Origin of the sequence: Burkholderia sp. BDU5 (assembly GCF_001522845.1) — a bacterium.
Lineage (GTDB): Bacteria > Pseudomonadota > Gammaproteobacteria > Burkholderiales > Burkholderiaceae > Burkholderia > Burkholderia mayonis.
Genome location: NZ_LOWC01000085.1, coordinates 1 through 21,477 on the forward strand (window position 1 = coordinate 1; position 21,477 = coordinate 21,477).

The 21,477-nt window shown below is 65.8% G+C and carries 19 protein-coding genes and 2 tRNA genes; 16 read left to right on the top strand and 5 right to left on the bottom strand.

What is annotated here, in order from left to right; translation table 11 throughout:
- Positions 1 to 412 precede the first annotated feature (412 nt).
- Positions 413 to 488 (bottom strand) — tRNA-Lys (locus WS69_RS14530).
- 191 nt (positions 489 to 679) lie between these two features.
- On the opposite strand from WS69_RS14530, the gene WS69_RS14535 reads away from it, so the two are divergent.
- Positions 680 to 1,084, top strand: a complete 405-nt coding sequence (locus WS69_RS14535; RefSeq protein ID WP_059471455.1) for a PaaI family thioesterase — start codon at positions 680 to 682, stop codon at positions 1,082 to 1,084.
- A 38-nt stretch (positions 1,085 to 1,122) separates the two neighbouring features.
- Positions 1,123 to 1,992 carry a patatin-like phospholipase family protein gene (locus WS69_RS14540; protein ID WP_059471456.1) on the top strand — a complete coding sequence of 290 codons (870 nt, stop codon included), beginning with the start codon at positions 1,123 to 1,125 and terminating at the stop codon, positions 1,990 to 1,992.
- Between the two features lie 112 nt (positions 1,993 to 2,104).
- Here WS69_RS14540 and WS69_RS14545 read toward each other — a convergent pair whose 3' ends face one another.
- Positions 2,105 to 3,121: a D-2-hydroxyacid dehydrogenase family protein gene (locus WS69_RS14545; RefSeq protein ID WP_059471457.1), complete on the bottom strand. Its 1,017-nt coding sequence runs from the start codon at positions 3,119 to 3,121 to the stop codon at positions 2,105 to 2,107.
- A gap of 439 nt (positions 3,122 to 3,560) precedes the next feature.
- Here WS69_RS14545 and WS69_RS14550 point away from each other — a divergent pair, with 439 nt between their 5' ends.
- The gene (locus WS69_RS14550; RefSeq protein WP_059471458.1) at positions 3,561 to 4,616 is read left to right on the top strand and encodes a LysR family transcriptional regulator; all 1,056 of its coding nucleotides are present in this window, start codon (positions 3,561 to 3,563) and stop codon (positions 4,614 to 4,616) included.
- A gap of 211 nt (positions 4,617 to 4,827) precedes the next feature.
- Here the strand turns inward: WS69_RS14550 and WS69_RS14555 are convergent, their stop codons facing one another.
- From WS69_RS14555 to dprA, 3 genes are all read right to left on the bottom strand, one after another.
- Positions 4,828 to 7,437 carry a DNA topoisomerase III gene (locus tag WS69_RS14555; RefSeq protein ID WP_059471459.1) on the bottom strand — a complete coding sequence of 870 codons (2,610 nt, stop codon included), beginning with the start codon at positions 7,435 to 7,437 and terminating at the stop codon, positions 4,828 to 4,830.
- Positions 7,438 to 7,647: 210 nt separating this feature from the next.
- Complete coding sequence (locus WS69_RS14560) at positions 7,648 to 8,019, bottom strand: thioredoxin family protein (RefSeq protein WP_059471460.1); 372 nt, start codon at positions 8,017 to 8,019, stop codon at positions 7,648 to 7,650.
- A gap of 59 nt (positions 8,020 to 8,078) precedes the next feature.
- Positions 8,079 to 9,266: a DNA-processing protein DprA gene (dprA, locus tag WS69_RS14565; RefSeq protein WP_059471461.1), complete on the bottom strand. Its 1,188-nt coding sequence runs from the start codon at positions 9,264 to 9,266 to the stop codon at positions 8,079 to 8,081.
- Positions 9,267 to 9,501: 235 nt separating this feature from the next.
- Here dprA and def point away from each other — a divergent pair, with 235 nt between their 5' ends.
- From def to WS69_RS14630, 13 genes are all read left to right on the top strand, one after another.
- Entirely contained in the window at positions 9,502 to 10,005 is a 504-nt protein-coding gene (gene def / locus WS69_RS14570; RefSeq protein WP_059471462.1) for a peptide deformylase, read from the top strand.
- A 31-nt stretch (positions 10,006 to 10,036) separates the two neighbouring features.
- Entirely contained in the window at positions 10,037 to 11,020 is a 984-nt protein-coding gene (fmt, locus tag WS69_RS14575) for a methionyl-tRNA formyltransferase (RefSeq protein WP_059471463.1), read from the top strand.
- A gap of 120 nt (positions 11,021 to 11,140) precedes the next feature.
- The gene (locus WS69_RS14580) at positions 11,141 to 11,776 is read left to right on the top strand and encodes a LysE family translocator (RefSeq protein WP_059471464.1); all 636 of its coding nucleotides are present in this window, start codon (positions 11,141 to 11,143) and stop codon (positions 11,774 to 11,776) included.
- A gap of 108 nt (positions 11,777 to 11,884) precedes the next feature.
- A complete protein-coding gene (htpX, locus tag WS69_RS14585) occupies positions 11,885 to 12,742 on the top strand; it encodes a zinc metalloprotease HtpX (RefSeq protein ID WP_010113215.1) in 858 nt (285 codons plus the stop codon).
- A gap of 636 nt (positions 12,743 to 13,378) precedes the next feature.
- Positions 13,379 to 14,791: a 16S rRNA (cytosine(967)-C(5))-methyltransferase RsmB gene (gene rsmB, locus WS69_RS14590; protein ID WP_059471465.1), complete on the top strand. Its 1,413-nt coding sequence runs from the start codon at positions 13,379 to 13,381 to the stop codon at positions 14,789 to 14,791.
- Positions 14,788 to 15,378, top strand: a complete 591-nt coding sequence (locus WS69_RS14595; RefSeq protein WP_059471466.1) for a DUF4390 domain-containing protein — start codon at positions 14,788 to 14,790, stop codon at positions 15,376 to 15,378. Before rsmB ends, WS69_RS14595 begins: the two co-directional genes overlap by 4 nt.
- 1 nt (position 15,379) lies before the next feature.
- Positions 15,380 to 17,788, top strand: a complete 2,409-nt coding sequence (esaS, locus tag WS69_RS14600) for a sensor histidine kinase EsaS (RefSeq protein WP_059471467.1) — start codon at positions 15,380 to 15,382, stop codon at positions 17,786 to 17,788.
- Positions 17,789 to 18,475 carry a response regulator transcription factor EsaR gene (esaR, locus tag WS69_RS14605; protein ID WP_059471468.1) on the top strand — a complete coding sequence of 229 codons (687 nt, stop codon included), beginning with the start codon at positions 17,789 to 17,791 and terminating at the stop codon, positions 18,473 to 18,475. It begins immediately after the preceding gene.
- A 60-nt stretch (positions 18,476 to 18,535) separates the two neighbouring features.
- A tRNA-Phe gene (locus WS69_RS14610) sits at positions 18,536 to 18,611 on the top strand.
- A gap of 337 nt (positions 18,612 to 18,948) precedes the next feature.
- Complete coding sequence (gene queC / locus WS69_RS14615; RefSeq protein ID WP_059471469.1) at positions 18,949 to 19,683, top strand: 7-cyano-7-deazaguanine synthase QueC; 735 nt, start codon at positions 18,949 to 18,951, stop codon at positions 19,681 to 19,683.
- 88 nt (positions 19,684 to 19,771) lie between these two features.
- Positions 19,772 to 20,404, top strand: a complete 633-nt coding sequence (queE, locus tag WS69_RS14620; protein ID WP_059471470.1) for a 7-carboxy-7-deazaguanine synthase — start codon at positions 19,772 to 19,774, stop codon at positions 20,402 to 20,404.
- A 19-nt stretch (positions 20,405 to 20,423) separates the two neighbouring features.
- Positions 20,424 to 20,876 carry a 6-carboxytetrahydropterin synthase QueD gene (gene queD, locus WS69_RS14625; protein ID WP_059471471.1) on the top strand — a complete coding sequence of 151 codons (453 nt, stop codon included), beginning with the start codon at positions 20,424 to 20,426 and terminating at the stop codon, positions 20,874 to 20,876.
- 50 nt (positions 20,877 to 20,926) lie between these two features.
- A complete protein-coding gene (locus WS69_RS14630) occupies positions 20,927 to 21,172 on the top strand; it encodes a hypothetical protein (protein ID WP_059471472.1) in 246 nt (81 codons plus the stop codon).
- Positions 21,173 to 21,477 lie beyond the last annotated feature (305 nt).

Sequence of the window (21,477 nt, forward strand, 5' to 3'; positions counted from 1 at the left end):
TCCTGCAAATCCAACAACACCGTTTCGGCCTCACCGCCTTTCCGTATAAGCCGTCCAGGATTGTTCAGGTTCGACTAGCTAAAGTACACCTTGGATTGACTTGGCTGGCCTTGATTGACCTAGATTAGCCTTGGTTTTGCAATTTGCGAGTTGCGCAAGGTATTGATTTATAAGAACTTGTCAGGCGTAGGCAATACTCCGAAGGCAGTGCTCGGGTGGCAAGGGGCGGGGGATCAGAGTTGTCTGCCGGCAGACAGCAGTATGTGCGACGCACCAGACAACGGCCTGAAGGGCGTCCAGCCATCTCAACGGATGCGCATGGAACGTGGCCGGATTTTAGACGCTGTCTAATATTAGCTCTGCGGCGGCAAAGAAAAAGGGCTTGCACTTTCATGCAAGCCCTTGAATTCCTTGGTGGGGCGTGAGTGACTCGAACACTCGACCTACGGATTAAGAGTCCGCTGCTCTACCAACTGAGCTAACGCCCCAACAGAAAGAAAATTATGCATGGCATTTCTGGCCTTGTCTAGCCCTTTTTGCATTTTTCTTGGAATATTCTCGCCGGGCCTGCGCTGCCGTTCCGAACTCGCACGATCCGTCGCTTCTTGCGCGCTCCCGGTATGATGTCGCCCAAACCCTGTCGCGCGGCGGGCGCGCGGCTCTTTCTGGGCGTACGACGATGGACGAAAACACTGTCCGTGATTTGCTGGATCGGCTCCTTGCTCCGTGGGTCCGTTCTCTTTCCCTGACTCCTGTATCGGTTTCGGAGGAGGGCGTCACCCTCCGGCTGCCGTTCTCCGGCGAGCTTCGCCATTCGGGCGGCGTAATCTGCGGTCAGGTGTTCATGGCGGCTGCCGATACTGCGATGGTCGTCGCGATCTCCGCGGCGCTCGGCGAATTCCGGCCGATGACGACCGTCGCGCTCAACACCCACTTCATGCGCCCGGTCCGCAAGGGCGACGTGTTCATCACCGCCCGCGTGCTGAGGATGGGCCGTAATCTCGTGTTCGGCGAAATCGAGCTGTTCGACGAGGACGGCAAGATGGCCGTCCACGCGACATCGACCTACGCGCTCGTCTCCTGAGCGCCGGCGGCGGCAAACAGAGGCGAGGGGCGCATCCGATGTTCGATCAGGTCGTATTCGCGGGCGGCGGCAACCGATGCTGGTGGCAGGCGGGATTCTGGGATGTCGTGCGGCCCGCGCTCGACGTGCGGCCGCGCGTGATCGCCGGCATCTCGGCGGGCGCGGCGACCGCGTGCATGCTCTACACGCGCGATTCGCGTTGGGTGATGCGTTATTACGAAGAGACGCTCAAGCACAACCGGAAAAACGTCTACTGGGGCAACCTGCTGCGCGCCGAGCCGGTCTTCCCGCATTACCGGATCTACCGGCAGGCGCTCCTCGACATCTACGGCGAGCCGTTCGCGAAGCTCTCCGGCGCGCCCGAGATCCGTATCGGCGTGTCGCATGTGCCGCGCTGGCTCGGCGCGCGCAGCGCGGTCGCGGCGGGGCTTATCGCGTACAACATCGAGAAATACGTGCGCAAGACGCTCCATCCGACGCTCGGCCGCTCGCTCGGCTTTCGTCCGGAGTTCGTCCGCGCGCAGGATTGCGTGCGCGTCGACGAGCTTGCCGACCTCGTTCTCCAGTCGTCGTGCACGCCGCCGTTTACACCCGTCCTGCGCCGCAACGGCCGGCCGGTGCTCGACGGCGGGATGGTCGACAACGTGCCGGTCGGCGCGCTCGACGCGTCGCCGGGGCTTGTGCTCGTGATGGTGACGCGGCTTTATCCGCGTCCGCAGGCGTTCGTCGTCAACCACGGCAGCCAGCGGCGGCTCTACGTGCAGCCGTCGAGCAAGGTGCCGATCTCGAGCTGGGACTATACGAGCCCGCACCAGATGCAGCATGCGTATGATCTCGGTCGGCGCGATGGTGAGTGCTTCGTTACCACCGCATCGGATTTCGTCGGCGAATTCGGCGCGGTGCGCTGAGGCGGGAAGGTGCGGCGAATACGGTGAGGCAGCCGTTAGATCATCGGCGTGCGGTAGCCGACGCGCGCGACGGCGGCCGCGCGTCGCGCGCTGAGCTTCCACGTGCCGGTGCTCAGCGACGAATCCGTCCCTGATTGAGCGCTTCCGGATTCGCGACGCTCGATTGGTCGCCCGCGTCGAACGCGAGGATATTCTTGAACGCGGCGCCGAAGTAGAGCTCATAGCTCTCGCGTTCGACGTAGCCGATATGTGGCGTGCAGATCACGTTTTCCATCCGCAGCAGGCTGTAGCCCTGCAGGATCGGCTCGCTCTCGTAGACATCGATCGCGACCATCCCCGGCCGGTTGCGCGCGAGCGCGGAGACGAGCGCGCTCTCGTCGAGCAGCTCCGCGCGGCTCGTATTGACGAAGAGCGACGTCGGCTTCATTCGCAGCAGGTCGTCGAGCTTGACGATGCCGCGCGTGTCGTCGTGCAGGCGCAGGTGCAGCGACAGCACGTCGGCCTGCTCGAAGAACGTTTCGCGGCTTTCGGCGGTCGCGAAGCCGTCGGCGCGCGCCGCTTCGAGCGAATGCTCGCGACCCCAGATCAGCACGTTCATCCCGAACGCCTTGCCGTAGCCGGCGACGAGCCGGCCGATCTTGCCGTAGCCCCAGATCCCGAGCGTCTGTCCGCGCAGCACCTGGCCGAGCCCGAAGTTCGGCGGCATCGCCGACGTCTTGAGGCCGGACTGCTGCCACGCGCCCTGCTTCAGATTCGCGACGTACTGTGGGATGCGCCGCTGCGCGGCCATGATGAGCGCCCAGGTCAGTTCGGCGGGTGCGATCGGCGAGCCCGTGCCCTCGAGCACGGCGATGCCGCGTTCCGTGCATGCGTCGAGGTCGATGTGGGTCGACACGCGGCCCGTCTGGCTGATCATGCGCAGATGCGGGAGCTTGCCGAGCAGTTGCGACGTGATGTGGGTGCGCTCGCGAATCAGCACGAGCGCTTCGACTTCCGCCAGGCGGCTCGCGAGCTGCCCTAGGCCGCGCACCGTGTTGTTGAAGATCTTCACTTCATGGTCGGCGAGCATCTCGAAGCAATTGAGCTTGCGGACGGCGTCCTGGTAGTCGTCGAGGATGGCAATTTTCATGGCGTGTTTCGGGATTCGCGCGGGATGAGCGATGTGAATTGGTGGCCGTCGCGCGTCGTCGCGCGCCGGTCCGGCCCGGTTTGGGGGCCGTAATGATGCTATGACGGCGGGGCAACAGGTGTATCTCTTTTTAACAGCTTGTTACGCGGCGCGGCAAGCGTCCATGCGCGGGCGGAGATCGCGCTGTTCGGGCCCCGCTTGATGCCGGCCGGGCGGCGAATCCGCCGTTTCTCAATTGGGCAATTTGCGGAGGGGAGATTGCTCAATTATTTCTTAATTCAGAACAGTTGGTCTATCCGGCTAGACAGGCTGAGCAAGTTCGAAGGTTTTTGTCGAGATTTCGCGGGAAGTTGAGCAACTCTGCATCTTTTTCGCTGTCGTAGGAAAATTACTCATTTGCTTCATATTTTTGAAGCGGTAACAGCGGTAGGAGTGGAGTATGGATCATTTGCAGTCGATGCGAGTGTTCGTCAAGGTCGCAGATCTCGGCAGTTTCGCCCGGGCAGCGAGTGCGATGGACATCTCGAACGCGGTCGCGACGCGCCACGTCGCCGACCTCGAAGGCCGGCTCGGCACCCGCCTTCTGAATCGCACCACCCGTAGTCTCTCGCTGACCGAATCCGGCCAAGTCTATCTGGAGCGGGCCCGCCAGATTCTCGACGAACTCGAAGACGTCGAGCAGATGGTCGTCGCGCGCAACCACGAGCCGGTGGGCACGCTGCGGATCGTCGCGCCCGTCGTGTTCGGCCTGCACAACCTCGCGCCGGTGCTGCAGACCTATACGCAGCGCTTTCCGAAAGTCATTCCAGATCTGACCCTCGTCGATCGACAGGTCGATCTCGTCGAGGAAGGATTCGATGTCGGCATCGTGATTACCCGGCAGATGCGCAGCGCGAGCATCGTCACGCGCCGGCTGACGACGGGCTGCATGGTGGTCTGTGCAACGCCGAGCTATCTGGAAAAGCACGGCATGCCGATGCATCCCGAACACCTTGTCGAGCATCCGTGCCTGAGCCTGCCGTCCGAATACTGGGGCGACGAGCGCGTGTTCACCGGCCCGGACGGCGAGGTGCGTGTGCGGCCGTCGAATATCGTCGTCGCGAACAACACCGAAATGCTGCGCCAGTTCGCAATGCTCGGCATGGGCGTCGCGATCCTGCCGAGCTATCTGATCGGCAGCGACATCGCGCGCGGCAAGCTCGTGCGCCTGCTGAGCGAGTACCGGTTGCCGCAGGTCGAGATCAACATCGCGTATCCGAGCCGCCGGCACCTGCCGGCGAAGGTGCGCACGTTCATCGACCATCTCGTCGAGCACTTCAGCCAATCGCCCGACACGATGCTTGGCGAGCAATGGGCGACGCAGGGCAGCCTGGGGCAGCCCGTCGATGCGTTGCCGGCCGATGCGCTTGCCGAGCATCCGAGCGCTGATCCGGCGCTGTCGCCGCGTCTGCCGCGCGCGCCGCGCGCCCGCGCCGTCGTGCCGTCGCCGCTGTAGCGCACGACGCCGCGCGCTCCTTGTCCGGCAAGTGCGCCACCGCGCGCCGGATCCTCCACCGCTAAAAGCAAAAGCGCGGGCTCATCGAGAGCCCGCGCTTTTGTTTGGATCGAAGCACTGCCGCGTTCGCGCCGGTCGGTAGCGCGACGCTTCGCGCGGCGCCGTGCCGCGCTGGCCGGCGGCCGCATATGCGCGCCGGCTGGACGCCGGATCAGGAACCCGTCTTGCGGGCCGGTGTCTTGCGCGCGGCCGTCTTGCGAGCGGGCGCGGCCTTCTTCTCGGTCTTTTCAGCGTCGTCCGCCGCCGCGTCGCCGGCCGTGGCCGTCGACTTGGATGCGGTCTTCTTCGCCGCCGCGGGTCGCGGCTCCTTCTTCTCGAACTCGAAGCCGATCTTGCCGTCAGCCTGCTTGACGAGATACGCCTTGAAGTTGCGTCCCGTGCGCGACGACTTGAAGTTCGGCAGCAGATCAGTGCGGCCGTTCTCGAGGAGCTTCGCCATCTGCTCGCGGGTGATCTCCTGCTGGAGGATCACCTTGCCGGAGCGGAAGTCGCAGGTCTTCGGGTTCGCGACCGAATGCTCGCAGACGTAGCTCATCCCGTGCTCGAACACGCGGCCCTTGCACTTCGGGCACGCGCCGACCGGCTCCTGCGCGGAGAAATCCGGCGCTTCGCCTTCTTCGCCGCCCTGCTCCTGGCCGAAGTCGAACTCGAGCTTGTAGTTTTTCGTCTCGTCGTCGAACGTGAGCTTGAGGATCGCGGAGAACGGCCGGCCCATCTTGCTGCGGAAGCCCGACAGCGGTCCGATCTCCTTCTTCTGCAGCAGCTCCTCGACTTCGGGGATCTCGAACTGCCGGCTGCCCGGAATCTTCGAAATCGAGAAGTCGCATTTCGTGCAGGCGAAGCGGCGGTAGTTCTCCTTCACCTGGCCGCCGCAATTCGGGCACGGCGTCTGGAGCGTCGCGTAGTCACCCGGGATCGTGTCGGAGTCGTACTCTTTCGCGCGCTTGACGATCGTCTGCGTCATCCGCGCGATTTCCTGCATGAACGCGTCGCGCTGCAGGTTGCCGCGCTCCATCTGCGCAAGCTTGTGCTCCCACTCGCCCGTCAGCTCGGGCGCCGTCAGCTCCTTCACGTCGAGGCCGCGCAGCAGGGTCATCAGTTGGAACGCCTTCGCTGTCGGAATCAGCTCGCGGCCCTCGCGCACGAGGTACTTCTCGCCGAGCAGGCCTTCGATAATCGCTGCGCGCGTCGCCGGCGTACCGAGGCCCTTCGCGGCCATCGCTTCGCGTAACTCGTCGTCCTCGACGAGTTTGCCCGCGCCTTCCATCGCCGACAGCAGCGTCGCTTCCGAGTAGCGCGCGGGCGGCTTCGTCGTGAGGCCGTGCGCGGCGATCTTGTCGGTCTTGACCTTCTCCTCCTTCTGCACCGGCACGAGATTGGCGTCGGCGCCCTCGGCGTCGCGGCCGTAAACCTGCAGCCAGCCCGGCTCGACGAGCACCTTGCCTTCCGTCTTGAAGTGGTGACCGGCCACCTCGGTGATCCGGGTCGTCACCTTGAATTCGGCGGCCGGGAAGAACACCGCGAGGAAGCGCTTGACGACGAGATCGTAGAGCTTCTGCTCCGGCTCGGACAGCGACTTCGGCGCCTGCAGCGTCGGGATGATCGCGAAGTGGTCGCTGATCTTCGAGTTGTCGAAGATCCGCTTGTTCGGCTTCACCCAGTTCTTGTCGAGCACCTGCTTCGCGTGTGGCAGGTAGTTGTTGCTCTCCTTCAGCATCTCGAGCGTCGACTTCACCGTGTCGAGGTAGTCCTCCGGCAGCGCGCGCGCGTCGGTACGCGGATAGGTGAGCACCTTGTGCTTTTCGTACAGCGCCTGGGCGAGGCCGAGCGTGTTCTTTGCCGAGAAGCCGAAGCGGCCGTTCGCCTCGCGTTGCAGGCTCGTCAGATCGAAAAGGAGTGGCGAGAGCTGCGTCGACGGCTTCGATTCCTCGGTGACGGTGCCGATCTGGCCGCGACACGCGGCGACGATCGTCTCAGCGGCGGGCAGGCTCCAGAGGCGCGAGTCGCGCTTCTCGGGATCGAATTCGTCCTTCTTGAATTTCGGATCGAACCAGCGGCCTTCGTAGAAGCCGCCTGCGCAGACGAATTCCGCACGCACTTCCCAGTAATCGCGCGGCACGAAGCGGCGGATCTTCTCCTCGCGCTCGACGACGATCGACAGCGTCGGCGTCTGAACGCGGCCGACCGTCGTGAGGAAGAAGCCGCCGCCCTTGCTGTTGAACGCGGTCATCGCGCGCGTGCCGTTGATGCCGACGAGCCAGTCGGCTTCCGAACGGCAGCGGGCGGCATCGGCGAGCGGCTGCATGTCCGAGTCGGTGCGCAGGTGCGCGAAGCCGTCGCGGATCGCGGCGGGCGTCATCGACTGGAGCCACAGGCGCTGAACCGGCTGCTTCGCCTTCGCGTGCTGCGCGATCAGGCGGAAGATCAGCTCGCCCTCGCGCCCCGCGTCACATGCGTTGACCAGGCGGTCGACGTCCTTGCGCTTGATCAGCTTCGTCAGCACCTTGAGGCGCGACTCGCTTTTCGCGATCGGATTCAGATCAAAATGGGGTGGGATGACGGGCAGGTGCGCAAAGCTCCACTTGCCGCGCTTGACCTCGTATTCCTCGGGCGCGGCGATTTCGAGCAGGTGGCCAACTGCCGACGACAGGACGTATTCGTCGTTTTCGTAGTATTCGTCATGCTTGGTAAAGCCGCCCAAAGCGCGCGCGATGTCGTTCGCGACAGAAGGCTTTTCCGCAATGATGAGTGCTTTCGACATGACAGTGTGTATTGGTAGACCGGGCGAGCCCGACTGCGGGCCCTTTTACGACGGCTTTATAGCACACGGCGCCGAAACGGCGGCCGGCGTGAGCAAAAAGCGGGTCATCATAAGTGGGGGCAAGGGCGGCGGCAAGTCCGCCGCGCGTCCTCTCGCGTAAACGAGCGATAAAGCTGCATTCCGCAGCCGATATTTCGGGGCCGGATGGTTTTAGCCGAACAAATTGCGCAATTTCGGTGCGTGCGGCGCGCCCGGCAGCGCGGTCAGGTCGGACAGCATTCGTTCGACGATTGTCGCGTGCGGCAGCACGGTGCCGAAGAAACGGACCGCGTTCGCGTCCTCGATCAAGAGCGTCGGGAAATTTTCGACGTCGAGGTCGTCGAGCCGATCTGCGTGCGTTTCGATGTCGATCCACGCGAAACAGGCGTCGGGGTGCGCGTCGGCGAGCCGGTCGAACGCAATACGGTATTCGCGGCAGCTGCCGCACCATTCGGCGCACAGGCAGGCGACGAGCAGCGTATCGGGATTCCGGAGGCGCTCGGCGATCCGATCTTCGTCGGTGTCGAGGTTCAGCGCGGGCATTGGCGGTTTTCCTTGCATCGTAAGGTGGCGGCGGCGCGGGCAAAGGCCCAAGCGGACGCCTACTCGCCGGAATGTAGCACGGCGCCCGTCCTGCGCGCTTGAGCGGGCTCCCGCGCGCCGTCGATGCGGGTGTAGCGGCCGCCCGGCAGCGCCGTGATGCGCCCGGCCAGTTCCAGACGCAGCAGCAACTGATGCAGGGCGTCGCTCGCGAGCGAAGTGCGCTGTGCGAGCAGATCGAGCGGCACCGGGCCGTATCCGATTGCTTCGAGCAACCGGCGTGCGTCGGTGTCCAGGCCGGCGTCCGCCGCAGCGTCGGCGGGCGCGTTGCGGCTCGCGACCGCCGGCCGGGCGGGATCGAGGCCGAATTCGTCGAGCACGTCGGTCGCGGTCTCGACGAGCTTCGCGCCGTCGCGAATCAGCGCGTGACAGCCTTGCGACAGCGGCGCGTGGATCGAGCCGGGGATCGCGAACACATCGCGTCCCATGTCGTTCGCGAGCCGCGCGGTGATGAGCGAGCCGGAGCGCGGCGCCGCCTCGACGATCAGCACGCCGCCGGACAGCGCGGCGATCAGCCGGTTGCGCTGCGGGAAATGGGCGGCGCGCGCCGGCGTGCGGAGTGGCCATTCGGAGACGAGCGCGCCGCGCTCGGCGATCTCGTGTGCGAGCGCGTGGTGGCAAGCCGGGTAGACGAGGTCCGCGCCGGTGCCGATCACGGCGACGGTGCTGCTTGCTCCGTCGAGTCCGCCGCGGTGCGCGGCGCCGTCGATGCCGCGCGCGAGGCCGGACACGATCGCAAGGCCCGAGTCCGACAGTTCGCGCGCGAAGCGCGTCGCGTCGGCGAGCCCCTGCGGGGTTGCGTCGCGGCTGCCGACGATCGCAACGGCCTGCGCATGAAGCAGCGCGATGCCTCCTTTTATATATAGCAGCGGCGGTGGATCGTAGAGCTCGGCGAGCGTGCCCGGATACGCGGGATCGTGCCGGGTCACGAGCGCGTTGCCGGGTGCGTCGAGCCACGCGAGCGTTTCGTCGACACGCCGCTCGAAATCGTCGGCGGACGGCGCGAGTACCGCGCGAGCGGCCGCGTCGCCGATAAGCGCCGCCAGTTCCGCATGCGACGCCCCGAAAAGCGCCTCGGGCGATGCGAACGCGCCTATGAGCGCCGCCCAGGCGCTGGCCGGCACGCCGGGCGCGCCCGCAAGCCGCAGCCAGCCAGCGAGCTCGGCGCGCGTCAGCGACAGCGGCGACATGACGAAGTCCCCCTCGAGAAGCGCGGCCTGCGAGCCGCGTGGTGCCGTGATAAAATTTTCATCATCCGAAATAGAACGAATGCCACGCGCGCAGGCCCGCGGCGATTGGCCGGTCATTGCGGCGCGCGGCGCATTCTGCGCGTCGTCGAAACCATCTTGAGGCTGGCGCGCGTGTCGCGGCAGTCGGCCAAACGGCCGATGCGGGTGAGTCGTTCGTCTCTCAACACTGAACATCATGGCTTTGCTGAACATCCTTCATTACCCCGACAGACGGCTGCACAAGGTGGCCAAGCCGGTCGACAAGATCGACGACCGCATCCGCAAGCTCGTCGCCGACATGGCCGAGACGATGTACGCGGCGCCCGGCATCGGCCTCGCGGCGACGCAGGTCGACGTGCATGAGCGCGTGATCGTGATCGACGTCTCCGAGGACAAGAACGAGCTGCGCGTCTTCATCAATCCGGAGATCGTCTGGACGGGCGACGGCAAGCAGGTATACGAGGAAGGCTGCCTGTCGGTGCCCGGCGTCTACGACGAAGTCGAGCGCCCGGACCGCGTGCGCGTGCGCGCGCTCAACGAGCAAGGCGAGACGTTCGAAATCGATTGCGAAGGGCTCCTCGCGGTGTGCATCCAGCACGAGATGGATCACCTGATGGGGCGCGTGTTCGTCCAGTATCTGTCGCCGCTCAAGCAGAGCCGGATCAAGACGAAGATGAAGAAACTCGAACGCGCGATGTGACGCGCGCGGCTGCTTCCCGATTCATTCGCACATGACACATTCACTGCGGGTCATTTTTGCCGGCACGCCGGAATTCGCCGCGGCGGCGCTCGCCGCGATCCATGAAGCCGGCTTTCCGGTGCCGCTCGTGCTGACGCAGCCCGATCGCCCGGCGGGGCGCGGGATGAAGCTGCAGGCGAGCGCCGTGAAGCGCTACGCGCTCGAGCACGGCATCGCGGTCGCGCAGCCGCCGTCGCTGCGCCGAACGGGCAAGTGCCCGGTCGAGGCTGCCGCCGCGCTCGATCTACTGCACGCGACGCCTCACGACGTGATGGTCGTCGCCGCATACGGCCTTCTGCTGCCGCAGGAAGTGCTCGACTTGCCGCGCCACGGCTGCATCAACATCCACGCATCGCTGCTGCCGCGCTGGCGCGGCGCCGCGCCGATTCATCGCGCGATCGAGGCGGGTGATGCGGAAACCGGCGTCACGCTGATGCAGATGGACGCCGGCCTCGACACGGGCGCGATGCTGCACGACGCGCGCGTCGAGATCGCGCCCGACGACACGACGGTGACGCTGCACGACAAGCTCGCGGCGGCGGGCGCGCACCTCATTGTCGACGCGCTCGCCGAGCTCGAGCGCGAGGGCTTGCTCGCCGCGACGCCGCAGCCGGCCGACGGCGTCACCTATGCCGAGAAGATCGGCAAGCACGAGGCGGCGCTCGACTGGCGCAAGCCGGCCGCCGCGCTCGCGCGGCAGGTGCGCGCGTTCGACCCGTTTCCGGGCGGCGCGGGCACGCTCGACAGCACCACGCTCAAGCTGTGGGCGGCGGAAGCGGTGGCGGCGCCAGGCGGCGGTGCGCCCGGCACGATCATCGATGCCGGCCCGGACGGCGTCGTAATCGCGTGCGGCGAAGGCGCGCTGCGCGTCACCCAGTTGCAGAAGCCGGGTGGCAAGCGGCTGCCTGCGCGCGAGTTTCTCGCGGGCGCGCCGCTTGCGGCCGGTCAGCGCTTCGCGCTGCCCGACGCCGCATAATTTCGTCGCCTGCCTGTAGTTCATCGGAATCGCGCGCGTCGCGCAATCGGCCGAACGGCCAGGTCGCGCGACGCAGGACGCGCGCGTAGAATTCTTTGACGTCAGTATCGAGGGATCGGCATGTTCGGCATTACCCATCTTGGCTTGTTCGTCGCGGCGGTTTTCCTGTTGAACATCACGCCGGGGCCCGACACCGCGTACATCGTCGGCCGCAGCGTCGCACAGGGGCGCGGTGCGGGCCTCCTGTCCGCGCTCGGCATCTCGGCCGGCTGTTGCGTGCACGTACTCGCATGCGCGTTCGGCCTGACGGCGGTGCTCGCGGCGTCGGCTACCGCGTTCACGGTTATCAAGATCGTCGGCGCGGCCTATCTCGTCTACCTGGGCGTGCGTCTCGTCTTCGCGAAGCAGGAGCCTGCGGCCGAGCAGACCGCACGGCGCGGTGTGGACAAATCGCTGCGCCAGCTTTTCATGCAAGGGTTCCTGACCAACGTGCTGAACCCGAAGGTGGTGCTGTTCTTCGTGTCGTTCTTCCCGCAGTTCGTCTCGGCTGACAGCAGCCACAAAGTGCTCGCGTTCCTGACGCTGGGCGGGGTGTTCCTCGCGATGAGCACCGTGTGGTCGTGCATCGTCGCTTGGGTCGCGGGCACCGTCACGCAGCGCTTCGCCGGCAAGCCTGGTGTGAAGAAATGGCTCGACCGCGGCGTCGGCAGCGCGTTCGTTGGGCTCGGCGTCAAGCTCGCGACATCGACGCGCTGAGGATTGAATTTTCTCGATACGCTCTTATCTAACAGATTGCTTACAATTGTGCGCCGCCGTCGATGAGCGTGCGGCGCGGTCCCCGCAGACGGATAAGGAGTGGGAAACATGTTCAATTGGGTCAAAACGGCGATCCTGATGGCCGCGATCACGGCCCTGTTCGTCGTGATCGGCGGCATGATCGGCGGATCGCGCGGGATGACGATCGCGTTGCTGATCGCGCTCGGTATGAATTTCTTCTCGTATTGGTTCTCGGACAAGATGGTTCTGCGCATGTACAACGCGCAGGAAGTCGATGAAACCACGGCGCCGCAGTTCTACCGGATGGTGCGCGAGCTCGCGACGCGCGCGAACCTGCCGATGCCGCGCGTCTACTTGATCGACGAGGACCAGCCGAACGCGTTCGCGACCGGCCGCAATCCCGAGCACGCGGCCGTCGCCGCGACGACGGGTATTCTGCGTGTGCTGTCCGAGCGCGAGATGCGCGGCGTGATGGCGCACGAACTCGCACACGTGAAGCACCGCGACATCCTGATCTCGACGATTTCCGCGACGATGGCGGGCGCGATCTCGGCGCTCGCGAACTTCGCGATGTTCTTCGGCGGGCGCGACGAGAACGGCCGTCCGGCCAACCCGATCGCGGGCATCGCGGTTGCGTTGCTCGCGCCGATCGCGGGCGCGCTGATCCAGATGGCGATCTCGCGTGCGCGCGAGTTCGAGGCGGACCGCGGCGGTGCGCAGATTTCGGGCGATCCGCAAGCGCTCGCGTCGGCGCTCGACAAGATCCACCGCTACGCGTCGGGCATTCCGTTTCAGACGGCGGAGCAGCATCCGGCCACCGCGCAGATGATGATCATGAATCCGCTGTCGGGCGGCGGGCTGCAGAACCTGTTCTCGACGCACCCGGCCACCGAGGAACGGATCGCGAGGCTGATGGAAATGGCGCGCACCGGCCGATTCGATTGACGAATCTTGTCGCAACGACGACGTGCTCGTAAGGGGGCGTCGCGACGGTAGCTGCTTCCGATGCGCTTCGGCGCGCCGCGAACCTCCGAACCCTGCATGCTTTGCGCTGCGGGGTTCGCCGTTTGCGGCGGGGCGGCGGCGTTTGGGTATGCGGATTCTGCGAGGAGCCGCTGGCGGGCTACCGCGAATCGCGTCGTTATTGCTTCGAACACATCGCGCCCATCGCGCACGGTCGTCGCGGACACATCGAGACTCCGAAGCGCAAAGCGAAGAAACAGGTTGCCGCCTGGCGGCCGCACCGTAAAAACTGATGTTGCTTGTTGCTTGTTGCTTGTTGCTTGTTGCCCGTCGCCCGTCGCCCGTTGCCCGTTGCTCGCCGATGAGCCGAAGGAACGGAACAGCCTGATTCGTTTATCCCGAACGGACCCGTGCCCGCCAGCCGACGGCTCCCGGACCCAACCGGCCACGCATCGTCCGCTGCCCGACGCGTAATTCCACCAACGCAGCCTTGCCACCCGAACAGGCGAGCCGCTCGCCCGGCGCGCTACAATATCCCGCTCACCGGCCGCAGGCCAGCCTCCGGCACATCCCTACCACCGCCCGGCGCCACTGCGTGCCGCAGGCACTGCTGATCCGATGACCCACACTCGCTCTTCCCGTTCCCGCGCATCCGGCGCGCCCGCTCGCGCCACGCGCCTGTCGACGTTGCACCTCGTACCCGATTCGCTCGGCTTCGCGCTCGACGCCGCCGCGCAAGCGGTCGACGCGGTCAATCGCGGCGCGGCGCTGCCCGCCGCGCTTGCAGCCGTCCAGACGACGCTGCCCGCGGGCACGCAACCGGGGCCGCGCGGCGCGATCCAGGACATCGCTTATCGCGCGGTGCGCCGCCGCGGCGCGGCCGACTGGCTGATCGCGCAATTCGTCGCCAAAGCGCCGCATGCGCACGTGCATGCGCTGCTAGTCTGCGCGTTCGCGCTTCTCGTCGACGACGACGAGCATGCCGCGTATGCGCCCTTCACCGTCGTCGACCAGGCCGTGACCGCCGTCGGCGCGCGCCGCGAGTGCTCGTTCGCGAAGGGGCTCGTCAACGCGGTGCTGCGTCGTTTCCTGCGCGAACGGGCTGCGTGGATCGAGCGGCTGCAGTCCGATCGCCGTGCACGCTGGAACTACGAGACGTGGTGGATCGACGCGGTCGAGCGCGCGTGGCCCGCCGCATGGCAGCGCATACTCGCCGCGGGCGACACGCCCGGCCCGCTGACGCTGCGCGTGAACGCGCGCCGCATGACGGCCGACGCATATCACGATGTGCTGCGCGCCGAGCAGATCGACGCCGAGAAAATCGGCCGCCACGCGATACGGCTTGCGTCGCCGCTGCCGGTCGAGCGCATTCCGGGCTTCGTGGACGGCGTCGTGTCGGTCCAGGATGCAGGCGCGCAGCTCGCGGCCGAATGGCTCGGCGCGCGCGACGGCATGCGTGTGCTCGACGCGTGCGCGGCGCCCGGCGGCAAGACGGGTCACATCCTCGAGCTTGCGGACGTCGAAGTCGTCGCGCTCGAAAGCGATCCGGCGCGCGCGCCGCGCATCGGCGAAAACCTCGCGAGGCTGTCGCTTGCGGCCGACGTGCGCATAGGCGATGCGGGCGATCCTGCGCAATGGCACGATGGACGCCCGTTCGACCGAATCCTCGCGGACGTGCCGTGCTCGGCGTCGGGCATCGTGCGCCGCCATCCGGACATCCGCTGGCTGCGTCGCGCGGCCGATATTCCCGCGCTCGTTGTCGAGCAGCGCCGCATTCTCGCCGCGCTCTGGCCGCTCGTGAAACTGGGCGGCGAACTGTTGTACGCGACCTGCTCGATCTTTCCGGAAGAGGGCGAGCTGCAGGCGCGCTGGTTTGGAGACGCCTATCAAGATGCGGTACGATTGGACGCGCCCGGGCAGTTGCTGCCGCAGGGCGCGTCAGGGGGGGCGCCGGCCATCGGGGGATCGAGCGAGCCCGGCCGGCATGTCGATCACGACGGATTTTTCTACGCGCGCTTTCAGAAACGGTGACGATCAAACGCTTCTTTCCACTCCGGCTCGCGGCCGTGCTTTGGGTCGCGCTGACGCTGTGTCTCGCTGCCGTTCCTTTCGCACACGCCGATCCGGTCGCCGTGCAGCGCGCGTCGCTGCAGTCGGACGGCAGCGGCTGGAGCCTCGACGCGCGTTTCGATTTCGAGCTCAACAGCAGCCTGGAGGACGCGGTCAACAAAGGCGTGCCGCTTTATTTCACGACCGATTTCGAACTGAGCCGCGCGCGCTGGTATTGGTTCGACGAGCAGCCGGTGTCGGTGTCGCAGACGATCCGACTGTCGTTCCAGCCGCTCACGCGCGAATACCGCGTGTCGACGGGCGGCTTGCAGCTCGGCTTTCCGTCGCTGAAGGAGGCGCTCGCGGTGGTCAAGCACGTGACGTCCTGGCACGTGATCGACAAGAACCAGGTGCGCTCGGGCGAAACGTATACCGCGTCGGTGCGGATGCAGCTCGACACCGCGCTGATGCCGAAGCCATTCCAGGTCGACGCGGTGAACAACCGCGACTGGAGTCTCGTTTCCGACTGGAAGCGCTTTACTTTCACGGTGGCCGAGCGTGCTAAATAAAATGCGCGTCCGCCGCGCGACGAGCGGAAAGAGCCTCCTCATACGCGTGATCGTGTCGACCGTCGCAATCACGGCGCTTCTGCTGCTCGTGCTGCTCGCGGCTGCGAGCGCGAACACCGAGTTCTTCGATCGCTACTACTCGTGGCTCTACTCGGCGAACATCATCGTCGCGCTCGTGTTCCTGCTCGTCGTGCTCGGGCTCGTCGGGATGATCGTCGCGCGCCTGCGCAAGGGCAAGTTCGGCACGCGGCTGCTCGCGAAGCTCGCGGTGTTCTTCACGCTAGTCGGCGTCGTGCCGGGCGGGATCATCTATATCGTGTCGTATCAGTTCGTGTCGCGCAGCATCGAGTCCTGGTTCGACGTCAACGTCGAGACGGCGCTTACCGCGGGCCTCAATCTCGGCCGCGGGATGCTCGACACGTCGCTCGCGGACCTGCAGACGAAGGCGCACCTGATGTCCGAGCAGCTCGCGAGCGCCGACAGCAACACGAACGGCACGACGCTCACGCTGCTGCGCCTGCGCGACCAGTTCGGCGTGCAGGATGCGACGATCGTGGAGCCGGGCCGCGGCAACGGCGCGTCGCCCGACGTGCACATCGTCGCGCAGGCCTCGGGCAACTTCGCCGCGCTGATTCCGGACGACATGCCGACGCCGCTGATGCTGGGCCAGGCGCGCGAGCACGGCGGCTATGCGGCGATCGAGGGCGAAGTCGACGGTGACCCGCGCGCGCACGGGTCGAAGGGCGCATTGCGTCTGCGCGTCGTGCAGCGCATTCCCGATGCGACGACGGCGCTGCTGCAGCCCGACGAGCGCTTCCTGCAACTCACGCAGCCGGTGTCGCCGACGCTCGCGCGCAACGCCGACGCGGTGCAGCGCGCGTATCGCGAATATCAGGAGAAGTCGCTCGGCCGCAGCGGGCTGCGCAAGATGTACATCGGCACGCTGACGCTCGCCCTCTTCCTCGCGACGTTCATCGCGATGATGATCGCGCTCGCGCTCGGCAACCAGCTCGCGCGGCCGCTGTTCCTGCTCGCGCAGGGCACGAAGGAGGTCGCGGAAGGCGACTACACGCCGAAGCGCGAGATCAAGACGCGCGACGAGCTCGGCTTCCTCACCCAGTCGTTCAACGCAATGACGCGGCAGCTTTCGGAGGCGCGCCTCGCGGTCGAGAAGAACCGCGTCGCGCTCGAACATTCGAAAACCTATCTCGAGAGCATTCTCGCGAACCTGACGGCGGGCGTGTTCGTGCTCGACCGCCAGTTCCGCCTGACGACCGCGAACCGCGGCGCCGAGCGGATCTTCCGGCAGCCGTTCAACTCGCTGATCGGCACGACGCTCGATCAGATCGGCGTCGTCGCGGAGTTCGGCGCGATGGTGAGAAAGGCGTTCGCCGATCGCGAGGCGGCGGGTCGGGGCGGCGGCGAGGATCGCGGCCACTGGCAGCAGCAGTTCGCGGTCGAGGTGCCGGGCGAGGCCGATCCGCTGACGCTGCTCGTGCGCGGCACGCGGCTCGTGTCGACGGCGGCCGCGCCGGGCCAGCTCGACGATCCGCAGACGTCGGGCTACGTCGTCGTGTTCGACGACATCTCCGACGTGATCTCGGCGCAGCGCTCGGTCGCGTGGGGCGAAGTCGCGCGGCGGCTTGCGCACGAGATCAAGAATCCGCTCACGCCGATCCAGTTGTCGGCCGAGCGTCTGCAGATGAAGCTCTCCGACAAGCTCGCGCCGCCCGATGCCGAAGTGCTGAAGCGCGGTGCGACGACGATCGTCAATCAGGTGGCCGCAATGAAGCGGATGGTCGACGATTTTCGCGAGTACGCACGCACGCCGACCGCGGTGCTCGTCAACTTGCAGCTGAACGATCTGGTGAGCGAAGTATTGACGCTCTACGGCGTTGGCGAAGGCAAGAGCACGATCGTCGTCGAGCAGACGCCGCTTCCGGTGATCCGCGGCGATGCGACGCAACTGCGTCAGGTGATTCACAATTTGCTGCAGAACGCGCAGGATTCGGTCGCCGACGTCGAGCATCCCCGTGTGTTGCTCGAAACCAAGACAGTAGAATATGGCGATCCCGACGCAGACGGCAAAACGCGCGTCGCGGTTCGGCTGACCGTCTCGGACAACGGTCCGGGTTTTCCGGCGCGCATCCTGACGCGCGCGTTCGAGCCCTACGTGACGACGAAGGCGAAGGGCACGGGGCTCGGCCTCGCGACGGTGAAGAAGATCGTCGACGAGCATGGTGCGCGGATCGATCTGCGCAATCGCATGCACGGCGACGTCGTGGAAGGCGCGCAGGTCTCGATCCTGTTCCTGCAACTCGCGGACGATGCAGCGGGCGCCGGGGGCGGAGCGAACGGCGGCACGGCACCCGCCAAGACAAGAGCAACTGTGCAGACAAAGGCAGCGTAAATGGCAACCATCCTGGTGGTAGATGATGAAATGGGCATCCGGGAATTGCTCTCGGAGATCCTCAGCGACGAAGGGCACGTCGTCGACGTCGCGGAGAACGCGCAGGCCGCGCGCGACTACCGGCTGCAACATGCGCCCGATCTCGTGCTGCTCGACATCTGGATGCCCGACACCGACGGCGTCACGTTGCTGAAGGAGTGGGCAAGCCAAGGACAACTGACGATGCCCGTCATCATGATGTCGGGGCATGCGACGATCGACACGGCCGTCGAGGCGACGAAGATCGGCGCGCTCGATTTCCTCGAGAAGCCGATCACGCTTCAGAAGCTGCTGAAGTCGGTCGAGCACGGCCTTGCGCGCGGCGCGGCGCCGCTGCCGGCGAGCCCGGCGGCGAAGCAGGCGGCGGGGGCGTCGTCGGTCGCGTCGGCGGCCGCGTTGCCGACGTTCAACGACGATTCGGACGCGGCGCTCGCGGACCACACGACGGCGGCGATTCCGTTCGACATTCCGCTGCGCGAGGCGCGCGACGCGTTCGAGCGCGCGTACTTCGAGTATCACCTCGCTCGCGAGAACGGCAGCATGACGCGCGTCGCGGAGAAGACGGGCCTCGAGCGCACGCACTTGTATAGGAAGCTAAAGCAACTCGGCGTCGAGCTCGGCAAGAAGCCCGCCGAAGGCGCGGCATAAATTTTTTGCACAAGGGGCTTGATCGCTGTCTGACGCATTGCTATAATTTTTTTTCTTCGTGGCCCGGTAGCTCAGTTGGTAGAGCAGCGGATTGAAAATCCGCGTGTCGGTGGTTCGATTCCGCCCCAGGCCACCAGCAGTATCCCACCCCAAGAATCGCCAGATTCTTGGGGTTTTTCGTTTGTGGAGCGGCATTTCCGGTCCTCGGCCGGTTTTGGGGAGGCGTGATAAAATCTCCGTCGACTCAAAGACTTAGAGGACTTGAGGATGTGCCCCGGTGGGCGCCGCAAGTCCTTTTTTCGTTTCGGCGCTCGAGGACGGCATGGGCCCGTGCGCCGCTGCATCGCGGAGCGATGAGCGACATAAGCGCCGCGCCGTTTCCGGCCGGGCGCTGCTGCCTATACTGGGTGGGCCGGCGCCGCCGGCGCGTGCCGGATCGCCGGCGCGCTCGCTCATCATTCACGGAGTATCAGGTGATTCGGACAGACGCTAAGGACGGCGCGCTCGTGTTGTTTTCCGGCGGCCAGGATTCGGCCACGTGTGTTGCCTGGGCGCTCGAGCGCTATCAGACCGTCGAGACGCTCGGCTTCGACTACGGCCAGCGCCATCGCGTCGAGCTCGAATGCCGCGAGGGCGTGCGCGATGCGCTGAAGCGGCGTTTTCCGCAGTGGGAGAACAAGCTCGGCGACGATCACATGATCGATCTGTCGGTGCTCGGCTCGATCAGCGACACCGCGATGACACGCGCGATCGAGATCGAGACGGCGTCGAACGGCCTGCCGAACACGTTCGTGCCGGGCCGCAATCTGCTGTTCATGACGATCGGCGCGGCGATCGCGTATCGGCGCGGGTTGCGCGTGCTCGTCGGCGGCATGTGCGAGACCGATTTTTCCGGCTATCCGGATTGCCGCGACGATACGATGAAGGCGCTGCAGATCACGCTCAATCTCGGCATGGACGCGCGCTTCGTGCTGGAAACGCCGCTGATGTGGCTCGACAAGGCCGACACGTGGCGGCTCGCGGAGCAGCTCGGCGGCAAGCCGTTCGTCGAGCTGATTCGCATCGAGACGCACACGTGCTACGTCGGCGAGCGCTCGGAGCTGCACGATTGGGGCTTCGGCTGTGGCGAATGCCCGGCGTGCAAGCTGCGCAAGCGCGGCTATGAAGCGTATCTGCGCGGCGAGCGCGTGACGGAGGCGCCGGTCTGACGCGGCGCGGTGCTCACGCGACGGCGCGGGCGACAACTGGATTCATCGAGTAACGGAAGGCGAACGGCGCGAGCCGAAACGAAGCAGCATGACGTACACGGTCAAGGAAATCTTCTATACGTTGCAGGGCGAGGGCGCGAATGCCGGGCGTCCGGCCGTGTTCTGCCGGTTCGCCGGCTGCAACCTGTGGTCGGGGCGCGAAGCGGATCGCGACGGCGCGGTGTGCCGCTTCTGTGACACCGACTTCGTCGGCACCGACGGCGAGAACGGCGGCAAGTTCAAGGACGCCGTGTCGCTCGCAGCGAAGATCGCGTCGCTGTGGCCGGCAGGCGAAGCGTATCGCTTCGTCGTCTGCACGGGCGGCGAGCCGATGCTGCAGCTCGATCAGCCGCTCGTCGACGCGCTGCATGCGGCGGGTTTTACGATCGCGATCGAGACGAACGGGTCGCTGCCCGTGCTCGAGTCGATCGACTGGGTCTGCGTGAGCCCGAAGGCCGATGCGCCGCTCGTCGTCACGAAGGGCAACGAACTGAAGGTGGTGGTGCCGCAGGACAAGCAGCGCCTTGCCGATTATGCGAAGCTCGACTTCGAGCACTTCCTCGTGCAGCCGATGGACGGCCCGTCGCGCGACTTCAACACCAAGCTCGCGATCGACTGGTGCAAGCGCCATCCGCAGTGGCGACTGTCGATGCAGACGCACAAGTACCTGAACATTCCTTGAGCCTTACGCTTCATTCATCGTGCTGATTACCCGAAAACTCGAATTCGACGCGGGCCACCGCATCCCCGATCACCGCAGCCAGTGCCGGAATCTGCACGGCCATCGCTATGTGCTCGAAATCACGCTGCGCGGCGATCTCGTCGATACCGAGGGCGCACCCGACCGCGGGATGGTGATGGATTTCGCCGATGTGAAGGCGCTCGCGATGGAGCACCTCGTCAGCAAGTGGGATCACGCGTTCCTCGTCTATGCGCGCGACGACGTCGTGCGCTCGTTCCTCGAGAAGATGGCCGACCACAAGACGGTCGTCCTCGACCGGATTCCGACCGTCGAGAATCTCGCAGCGATCGCGTTCGACATCCTCGCGAACGTCTACGATGCGCATTACGGCGTCAATCTGCGCCTCGAGCGTGTGCGTCTCTACGAGACGCCGAACTGCTGGGCCGACGTCGAGCGCGACGCGCGCGTCTGACGCGCGGCGGTACGCGGCGCTCGGCACCGGCGGCCGGCGTGCGCCGCGGTATGCGCATCGGCGTGCGCGAGGCGGTCGCGCATCGGCGCTTTTTCTTCGCCCTCCTTCGTTCGATGTACTTGTCCGGTTTGCTTGGGGCGCTCGGTTTCGTGTGGATGAGCAGTGGCGGTGCGATTCGGCCGAATTCGTTGAACTCGGCGGATCAGCGGATCGTCGCATTTGTCGATTTGTCGATTTGTCGATTTGTCGATTTGTCGATTTGTCGATTTGTCGATTCGCCGAGCACCGAGCACTGAGCACTGAGCACTGAGCACTGAGCACGAGCCGCTGACTCGTTGATCCTCTGTTGCTGTCGTCCTGGGCAATTGTCTGATCGGCCAGCGAATCGTTCGAGCTGTCGATGCCCTGGTTCGATAATTCGTCAAACTTGTCGACCCGCCGACCCGCCGACCCGCCGACCCGCCGACCCGCCGACCCGCCGACCCGCCGACCCGCCGAATCCCCGAATCCCCGAATCCCCGAATCCCCGAATCCCCGAATCGCACCAACCAGTTCGCGCCCCGCCGTGCGCGGCTTCACCCCGCATCAGTATTTCCCGAGT